This is a genomic window from bacterium (assembly GCA_024224155.1).
In the GTDB taxonomy this organism is placed as follows: Bacteria; Acidobacteriota; Thermoanaerobaculia; order Multivoradales; family JAHEKO01; genus CALZIK01.
This window is the reverse complement of sequence record JAAENP010000366.1, coordinates 1-1,656: the sequence shown is the minus strand read 5'-3', so window position 1 is coordinate 1,656 and position 1,656 is coordinate 1. Positions and strand designations below refer to the sequence as shown.

Below are 1,656 nucleotides of genomic sequence, written 5' to 3'. Positions count from 1 at the left end.
TGCGGGCTCGTCTGGCGGCCTCTGAAGCTCCTCGCCGGATCTTCGAGGTGACGAAGGCTGTGGCTTCGGAGGCGGGTTTGGTGGGTATGAAGCGGGTGCTGGATTCGACGCCTTTATATGACGCGGTGGCGACGATGGACACCCTGACGTTGATCCGTTCGGCGGTTCGCTCGCTGCTGAGGGTGGCCGGTGAGAGCCTGGAAAGCGAGCTGCGCGATGTCCTGGCCAGCGGCGATGACTACGCTACGACCGCGAAACCTCAAATCGACTGGGACGACGCCGATGCCCGCGAGGCGTTGATCGACTCGCGGGCCTGCGATGCATTGGCGTGCTTGAGGGTTCTGGAGGGTCGCGAGCTGAGCGCCGAAGTCAAAGAGGCTGCTGAGCTGTTGGCCACAGTCGTGGGCCAAGATCTCGAGGAGGCCGAGGATGGCACGTATCGTATTGCCCGTCGGGTGGCGAAGGATCGGGTGATCTCGACCGTGGATCCGGAGGCTCGGCATGGCCACAAGAGCTCATCGAAGGGCTTCGATGGCTACACGGGCCATCTGTCCATGGATCCCGACAGCGAATTCATCGCGGACACCGCCGTGAGCGCGGCCAACGCAGGTGACGCCAGCGTCGCTGCCGATCTCATTGAGGACCTCGCCGAGAGCAAAGCCCCTGAGGAGGAGCCCGCGTCGTCGGACCTCAGCGGCGCCGGCAACGCCGGCACCGACAGGGAGCCGGAGCCCAGCCTGGCGGATGAGGAAGCTTCTGACCGTCCGAAGGTCTACGGCGATGCGGCTTACGGCACCGGGGAGTTTCTGAACCATCTCGAACAGCAGGGCATCGACTCAGGCTGCAAAACCCAGCCCCCTACCAATCGAGGCAACCTGTTTCCGAAGAGTCACTTCCAGATCGATCTGGACACGGACACCGTGACCTGTCCCGCTGGGCACACCGCCCCCATCCGCCGCAATGCCGCCGGCGAAGGTTTCGCTCGCTTTGCTGGGGCGTGCGCCGATTGTCCGTTGCGGCCCGAGTGCACCGAGTCCTCACGTGGCCGCAGCATCCGAGTGGGACCTCATGAAAGACTGCTAGCTGAAGCTCGCGAGCGGCAGCAGGATCCCGACTGGGCCGCCGACTACCGAGCCACCCGCCCCAAGGTCGAACGTAAGTTCGGCCACCTGATGCGACGCCGACATGGTGGACGTCGGGCACGGGTTCGCGGCCAAGCCAAAGTGGATGCTGATTTCAACCTCCTCGCCGCCGCTCACAACCTAGCACGTCTGGCCGTGCTCGGGATCCAATGGACAAACCTCGGTTGGGTGGCGGAAGCGGCCTAGATTTGGCCGTCGGAACGGCCTGGAGACCGGATTGCGGCCTCTGAGAACCAGATGAGCGTCTTAGAATCGCCAGATTCGACCGAACCGCGCCATGAACCCCGAACAGCGCACCAACCCAGCACGGAGCAACAATCGGAAGCCCGGCGCCGAATCTGTCTCAATGGCAGAGTCGGCTCTCCTAGACAGCCTTTTCACACCAGACTCCTAGAAGACTGGTGTCTTTTGTCGACTCCGTCGCCCCCATCTGTCGGTCGCCATGCGGGAATGACGCCGGCGGAGCTGAAATCAGCCATAGGAGCGAAGGATGAGCCTGGGTCTTGCCGATCGA

The 1,656-nt window shown here is 63.5% G+C and carries 1 protein-coding gene; it reads left to right on the top strand.

What is annotated here, in order from left to right; all coding sequences use genetic code 11:
* The first annotated feature begins 47 nt into the window (after positions 1-47).
* Positions 48-1,328: a transposase gene (locus GY769_18755; protein MCP4203963.1), complete on the top strand. Its 1,281-nt coding sequence runs from the start codon at positions 48-50 to the stop codon at positions 1,326-1,328.
* The last annotated feature ends 328 nt before the right edge of the window (positions 1,329-1,656 follow it).